The following is a 6,630-nucleotide window of genomic DNA, read 5'->3' as shown; positions in this document are numbered from 1 at the left end:
GCGCAACTGGCCAACCGTTCCCAGTTCTATCGCGACGTGCCGTCGGGCCCGTTCTATGGCTTCAATCGGCCGGGCGCGAAGCCGTCGCAGGGTTTGATCTGCGCCACGGATAGTCGTCGTCCGCGGCGGCGGCGCCGTTGCCGCTGCGCCGCCATTCGTCGCCCTCCTGCTCGATGGTCCAGTCGAGGCGCGCGCCCGGCCAGGCCTCGCCCGTCCAGCGGAATTGCCCGGTGGCGAGCAGATCGAGCTGCTGGCGCACGAGGGGAATCGTCGCGGGATGCAGCGCGGCCGACAGCGGATTCTGCTGCGCGGCGTTGGCCTCGCCCGCGCCGGCTGCGCTGCCCGCCACGGCATGCTGCGCGGCGTGCGCGGGGTCGTCGTGTGTATCGATGATGTCGTGCGTCGCCATATCGAACGTCGTGAAGCGCGCCGACTGGGTCTGCGGACCTTCTGGCGCGCCGCGCGCCATGGCGACAGCGGCCGCGAACGCGGCAGCCGGCGAGTTGGCGGCGGGACGGCCTTGCGCCCACGAGCCTGAATCGTCGGCGTCGTGGCTCAGTTCGAGCGGCAACTGCGACGCGGGATCGGCGAGACGGTTCTGCGGCTCGCCCGCGAGCGAGCCCGCGGGCCGCTGCCCCGACAGCCATTGCGCCAGATGGGATTCGTAGAAGAGGCCGCTTTCGTCGACGGTGCGCCTGAGCGCCGCTGCCAGTTCGGCGACGGGCACTTGCGTGGCGACGACAGCCGCGGCCGCGTTCGAAGCCTGCGCCGCATGCGCGCCCTGCGAGGCGCCCGCTCCGGCTGATCCGCCCGCTCCGCCCGCCGCCGGGTAGCCTGCGCCCGCCGCCTGCGACGCGTTTGCGCCTGCGTCGAACAGCGGCAGCGGCGCGATATCGATGGCGGGCGCCGCGGGCCACAGGGGCAACTGTCCCACCAGCGCGGGCGTCGCTTCGCCGCCGGAGCGCGTGATGGCGTCGAGTGTCAGCGCGACGGCTGACAATGCCGTCTGCGCGGATGCGGGCAACGGCGCGGGCATCATCGCGATGGGCGGTGCGGGCGGGGTTCGGACGTTGAGCGAGGCGTCCGCCTGCGAGGCGGCCGTGCCCGTGCGCGCGCCGACGGCAAGCAGGCTGTCGATGCGGCTGGCTAGCACTGAAGCCACCGCCGTGTCGATTCCGTTCATGCCCGCTTCCTCTCGCGCAGTGACGCTGGGTGGCCGCTGGCGGCCGTATGGGACTGTGGGAAAGCGCTTAGCGCGCCTGGTAAAGTTCTTTCAGCACGATGGCCGGGCGGGTCGGCGCAAACAGCGCCTGCAGCTTGGCCATGCGCGGGTTCGCGAGATCGCGTACCGTCGCGTCGTTCGCGAGAATCTGGCGGATCAGGTCGAATTTGCGCGCGCGCTCGTCGTCGGACAGGCGCACGCCGTCTTCCGCGTGCTTCAGCGCGTCGACGAGATGGCGATACTCGTCCTGCAACAGGACGAGTTCGTTCCACAGCGCATTTCGCGCCGCCATCACCATCTGCACTGAAATCGCTGCGATCGCCTCGTAGCGGGCAAAATAGTCTGCGTTCGGACTCATCTCATGCTTTCCGCGGACGACTGCATCGCCATCCGCGCAATCTCCGGCGCGATTCCAACCCAGGCTTCCTCGAGCGTCGCCAGCAGCCCGTCGACTTCGACGAGCAGCGCTTCGCTCTGTTTCAGATTCGCCTCGAGCAGTTTCCGCGTCATATAGCTGTAGAGCGCATCGAGCCGCTCTGCGATTTCTCCGCCGGCTTCGCGGTTGAGCGCCTGCTGCAACCCGTCGCCGATGATCTGGATGGCCTTGCCGATCGCCTCGCCGCGCGCCGGAATGTCGCCCTGCTGCAAATGCATGCGCGCCTGCGCGATCGCCTTGCGCGCACCCTGGTACAACATCATGATCAGGCGGTGCGGGCTCGCGCCCATCACCCCTGTCTCGACGCCAACGCGAGCATAAGCATTGGCTCCAGAGTGTCCCGGGGAAAACATCGGCGCTCCTCCTCTATTGCGGGTGACGTTCGAACTGACAGCGGACGGGCGCCCGACGCTGCGCCACCTTGCGGCGCGCGTTCCGGACTGCCCTTGTAACAAGGTTATCGGTTCGTACGAATAAAGCTTTAGCCCGCTGGAAGCAAGCGTCAGGAAAGCGCGGCCGCGCGCGAAACGCAGACGCGAAACCCGCTGCAAGGCGGCCGCTCGAAACCGGCCAGATCACGAAAGGCAGCGGCACGGCACATCCGGCGAAACCCGGTCCCGATGCAGGCCGATGCAGGCCCAGCGCCGGAATCCGATGCACCGTGGATAAACCGCGCACCGCCGCCCAACCTTCCCTCAACGTCGGACGGCAGCGCGCGAGCGCCGCTCAGACGGCCATCTGCATGATGTCGTTGTAGGCCGACACCAGCTTGTTGCGCACCTGCAGGCCGAACTGGAAGCCGACGTTGGCCTTCTGCATGTCGACCATCACGTCGTTCAGCGACACGTTCGGCGCACCCAGCTCGAACGCATGCGCTTCGCCGACGGCGCTTTGCTGGTCGTTGCTGATCTTGTCGATCGACGCCTTCAGCGCCGACGCGAAGCCGCCCGCCGTGGCCGCGCCCGATTCGCCCGCAGCCGGCGTGCTGCCGCCCGCGGCCTGCGCCGCCATCGACTGCATCTGCTGCAACGCCTGCTGGAGCGGATTGATCGCCGTTGTCATGTTCTCTCCTCGGTTGAGATGCCGGCGCGCCCTCGCGCCATGCACCGATTGGACACGAAGCATAGCAGCGGGCCCTGTGCGAAAGCCGCGAAAGTAAGGGGGAAACCCCCCGCTATTCGGCGCATCGGGTTGCGTCCCCATGCGGATAATCCCTAGCGTGAAAGTCTCCGTCGACAGGCGCCGCAGGTTCGGGCGCGGGGTGGGCGGAAACGCAAAAGCATTCCGGAGAAACCCGACGCATGGATTCGTCAGCCAACTCTTTGATCAACCCCGACGCCCGCATGGGCCTCGCCGGCGCGCAGCCGGGCACGGCGGGAGCGGCCCAGGCCGGCGCAGCGGGCGTCGACCTGGGCGGCACGGGCAGCGGCTTCGCGTCGCGCTTCCCGGGCCTCCCGGCGTCGCTCACGCAGATGCGCGGCAATCCGCGCGCGCCGCTGATCTTCGCCGTCGCGGTGCTGGTGGCCGTGATCGCCGGGTTGATCCTCTGGTCGCGTGCGCCCGATTACAAGGTGCTGTACAGCAATGTCTCCGATCAGGACGGCGGCGCAATCGTTGCCGCGCTCCAGCAGGCCAACGTGCCCTACAAGTTTTCCGACGCCGGCGGCGCGATCCTGATCCCCGCCGACCAGGTTCACGAAATGCGTCTGCGGCTGGCTTCGCAGGGTTTGCCCAAGAGCGGCTCGGTCGGTTTCGAGCTGATGGATAACCAGAAGTTCGGCATCAGCCAGTTCGCCGAGCAGATCAACTATCAGCGCGCGCTGGAAGGCGAACTGCAGCGCACGATCGAATCCATTTCGTCGGTGAAGACGGCGCGCGTGCACCTGGCGATTCCGAAGCCCACCGTGTTCGTGCGCGACCGCGAAGCGCCGTCGGCGTCGGTGCTGGTGAATCTGTATCCGGGGCGCATGCTCGACGAAGGCCAGGTCGTGGCGATCACGCATATGGTCTCGTCGGCCGTGCCCGACATGCCCGTGCGCAACGTGACGATCATCGATCAGGACGGCAATCTGCTGACGCAGGCGGGCGCCAACGGCAGCGGTCTCGACGCGACGCAGCTCAAGTACGTGCAGCAGATCGAGCACAACACGCAGCAGCGCATCGACGCGATCCTGTCGCCGCTGTTCGGCTCGGGCAACGCCCATTCGTCTGTCAGCGCCGACATCGATTTCTCGAAGGGCGAGCAGACGTCGGAAAACTACGGCCCGAACGCCAACCCGCAGCAGGCCGCGATCCGCAGCCAGCAGACCAGCACGGCGACGGAAATGTCGCAAAGCGGCGCCCAGGGCGTGCCGGGCGCTCTGTCGAACCAGCCGCCGCAGCCGGCGTCCGCACCGATCGTCGCGAGCGCGAACGGCGCAAGCGGCGTGACGACCACGCCCGTCAGCGATCGCAAGGACGCGACCACCAACTACGAACTCGACAAGACCGTGAGCCACACCGAAAAGGCGATCGGCGGCATCAAGCGGCTGTCGGTGGCGGTGGTGGTGAACTACATGCGCGTCGTCGACGCGAAGGGCCACGCGACGATGCAGCCGGTTCCCGCGGACAAGCTGGCGCAGGTCACGCAGCTGGTGAAGGATGCGATGGGCTTCGACCAGGCGCGCGGCGACTCCGTCAACGTGGTGAACAGCGCGTTCACGACGATTCCCGATCCCGATGCCGACCTGCCGTGGTGGCGCACCAAGGACATGGTCGCGATGTACAAGCAGATCGCGACGTATGCGGGTATCGGCGCAGTCGCGTTGTTCCTCTACTTCGTGATGGTGAAGCCGGCGCTGCGCCGCGCGTTCCCGCCGCCCGTCGAGGCCGTGGCCGCGCTGCCGTCGCCGGACGAGCCGGTGCTCGACGGCTTGCCGAGCGCCGCGGCCATCGCCGCCGAGGAAGAAGTGGAAGGTTCGCTGGTCGCGCTGGAAAGCGACAAGGCCAAATATGAGCGGAATCTTGAATATGCGCGTCAGATCGCGCGTCAGGACCCGAAGATCGTTGCAACCGTCGTGAAGAGCTGGGTGTCCGATGAGCACTGAAGGCGTACTGAAGAGCGCGCTCCTGCTGATGTCGATCGGTGAGGAAGAAGCCGCGAGCGTATTCAAGTTTCTGGGTCCGCGCGAAGTCCAGAAGATCGGCGTCGCGATGGCGTCGCTGAAGAACATCACGCGCGAGCAGATCGACGAAGTGCTGCACGAGTTCGTCTCCGAGGCGGATAAGCACACCGCGCTGTCGCTCGATTCGAACGACTACATCCGCTCGGTGCTGACGAAGGCGCTCGGCGACGACAAGGCGGGCGCGATCATCGACCGTATCCTGCAAGGCAGCGATACGAGCGGCATCGAAGGGCTGAAGTGGATGGACTCGGCGGCCGTCGCCGAACTGATCAAGAACGAGCACCCGCAGATCATCGCGACGATTCTCGTGCACCTGGACCGCGATCAGGCGTCGGAAATCGTCACCTGCTTCACGGAGCGGCTGCGCAACGACGTGCTGCTGCGCATCGCGACGCTCGACGGCATCCAGCCCGCCGCGCTGCGCGAACTCGACGACGTGCTGACGGGCCTGCTCTCGGGCAGCGACAACCTGAAGCGCAGCCCGATGGGCGGCATCCGCACGGCGGCGGAAATTCTCAACTTCCTGCCGGGCCAGCACGAAGAGTCCGTCATCGACAACGTGCGCCAGTACGACGCGGAACTCGCGCAGAAGATCATCGACCAGATGTTCGTGTTCGACAACCTGCTCGACCTGGAAGACCGCGCGATCCAGCTGCTGCTGAAGGAAGTCGAGTCGGAGACGCTGATCATCTCGCTCAAGGGCGCGCAGCCCGCGCTGCGCCAGAAGTTCCTGTCGAACATGTCGCAGCGCGCAGCCGAGCTGCTCGCGGAAGACCTCGACGCGCGCGGCCCGGTGCGCGTGTCGGAAGTGGAAACGCAACAGCGCAAGATCCTGCAGGTCGTGCGCAATCTCGCCGAGTCCGGAGCCATCGTGATCGGCGGCAAGGCGGAAGATGCATATGTCTGACCAGGACCCCATGCGCGAGGGAAGCCTCCCGGCCTACCAGCGCTGGGAGATGGCCTCGTTCGATCCGGTTCCCGAGCCGGAACCCGAAGTCGACGACGGCGCGTTCGAAGCGGAATTGCAGCGACTGCGCGACGCCGCGCATGCGCAGGGCGTCGCGTCGGGCCACGTCGCCGGTCAGGCGCTCGGCTATCAGGCCGGCTACGAGCAAGGCCGCGCGCAAGGTTTCGAGCAAGGCCAGGCGGAAGCGCGCGCGGAAGCCGCGCAGCTCGCCGCGCTCGCCGAGACCTTCAAGGTGGCGCTCGACAACGCGCAACACGAACTGTCCGAAACGATCGTCGCGCTCGCGCTCGACATCGCCCAACAAGTGGTGCGCCAGCATGTCCAGCATGACCCGACGGCGCTGATCGCCGCCGCGCGCGAGGTGATGGCGACGGAACCGGCGCTGGTCGGCGCGCCGGCGCTGATCGTGAGTCCCGCCGATCTGCCCGTGGTCGAAGCGTATCTGCTCGAGGAACTGCAGACGCGCGGCTGGAACGTGCGCACCGATCCCGCCATCGAACGCGGCGGCTGCCGCGCCATTTCGTCGACAGGCGAAGTCGACGCCGGCATCGGCACGCGCTGGGAGCGCGTCGCCGCTGCGCTCGGCAAGGCGAGCACATGGTGAAGCCGACCATCGAAGACATCCAGCACAGCGACCTCACGCCGCTCGAACGCGAGCTGGCGCTGGCGTCGTTCGGTGCGCAAGCGCTCACCGTCGCGCAAATGGAAGAGTCGCTCGCCGCGCTGGAATCGGCGATTTCGGGCAATGGAAATACTTCTCGCTAGAGCGCCGTTTGAAGCTGCAAAAGCCGGCTCCCAGAGGATCTCCTCGCTCTCCGGAACAGTGCTTTCCAGAAAACGC

General features: G+C 67.1%; 8 protein-coding genes and 1 pseudogene. 5 read left to right on the top strand and 4 right to left on the bottom strand.

The genetic code is table 11. The features are described from left to right. A pseudogene (locus tag H3V53_RS42025) lies at positions 1-99 on the top strand (alpha/beta fold hydrolase); the annotation flags it as partial. On the opposite strand, the gene H3V53_RS42020 reads toward H3V53_RS42025, so the two are convergent. The 4 genes from H3V53_RS42020 to fliE all read right to left on the bottom strand — a co-directional run bounded on the left by H3V53_RS42020 (position 62) and on the right by fliE (position 2,720). Beyond that, a complete protein-coding gene (locus tag H3V53_RS42020) occupies positions 62-1,183 on the bottom strand; it encodes a flagellar hook-length control protein FliK (protein ID WP_336602869.1) in 1,122 nt (373 codons plus the stop codon). The pseudogene H3V53_RS42025 and the gene H3V53_RS42020 sit on opposite strands and share 38 nt — an antisense overlap. A 67-nt stretch (positions 1,184-1,250) precedes the next feature. Further along, entirely contained in the window at positions 1,251-1,580 is a 330-nt protein-coding gene (locus H3V53_RS42015; protein WP_054918363.1) for a flagellar protein FliT, read from the bottom strand. After that, positions 1,577-2,011: a flagellar export chaperone FliS gene (gene fliS, locus H3V53_RS42010; protein ID WP_336602868.1), complete on the bottom strand. Its 435-nt coding sequence runs from the start codon at positions 2,009-2,011 to the stop codon at positions 1,577-1,579. The genes H3V53_RS42015 and fliS overlap by 4 nt, the downstream gene beginning before the upstream one ends. A gap of 373 nt (positions 2,012-2,384) precedes the next feature. Next, positions 2,385-2,720, bottom strand: a complete 336-nt coding sequence (gene fliE / locus H3V53_RS42005) for a flagellar hook-basal body complex protein FliE (RefSeq protein ID WP_054918361.1) — start codon at positions 2,718-2,720, stop codon at positions 2,385-2,387. Positions 2,721-2,959: 239 nt separating this feature from the next. Between fliE and fliF the strand changes: the two genes are divergently transcribed. Genes fliF through H3V53_RS41985 form a run of 4 tightly spaced genes read left to right on the top strand, consistent with a single transcriptional unit; the run spans position 2,960 to position 6,554 of the window. Continuing rightward, positions 2,960-4,744, top strand: a complete 1,785-nt coding sequence (gene fliF / locus H3V53_RS42000; RefSeq protein ID WP_336602867.1) for a flagellar basal-body MS-ring/collar protein FliF — start codon at positions 2,960-2,962, stop codon at positions 4,742-4,744. Next, positions 4,734-5,729, top strand: coding sequence for a flagellar motor switch protein FliG (gene fliG, locus H3V53_RS41995; protein WP_054918359.1), 996 nt, complete (start codon positions 4,734-4,736; stop codon positions 5,727-5,729). The genes fliF and fliG overlap by 11 nt, the downstream gene beginning before the upstream one ends. Then, positions 5,716-6,393, top strand: coding sequence for a flagellar assembly protein FliH (fliH, locus tag H3V53_RS41990; protein ID WP_082426575.1), 678 nt, complete (start codon positions 5,716-5,718; stop codon positions 6,391-6,393). Before fliG ends, fliH begins: the two co-directional genes overlap by 14 nt. Next, a complete protein-coding gene (locus tag H3V53_RS41985; RefSeq protein ID WP_336602870.1) occupies positions 6,387-6,554 on the top strand; it encodes a hypothetical protein in 168 nt (55 codons plus the stop codon). The genes fliH and H3V53_RS41985 overlap by 7 nt, the downstream gene beginning before the upstream one ends. The last annotated feature ends 76 nt before the right edge of the window (positions 6,555-6,630 follow it).

Origin of the sequence: Paraburkholderia bengalensis, from assembly GCF_037126505.1 — a bacterium.
Lineage (GTDB): Bacteria > Pseudomonadota > Gammaproteobacteria > Burkholderiales > Burkholderiaceae > Paraburkholderia > Paraburkholderia bengalensis.
Note: the sequence above shows the minus strand (reverse complement) of the source record. Positions and strands in the feature narration are given on the sequence as shown.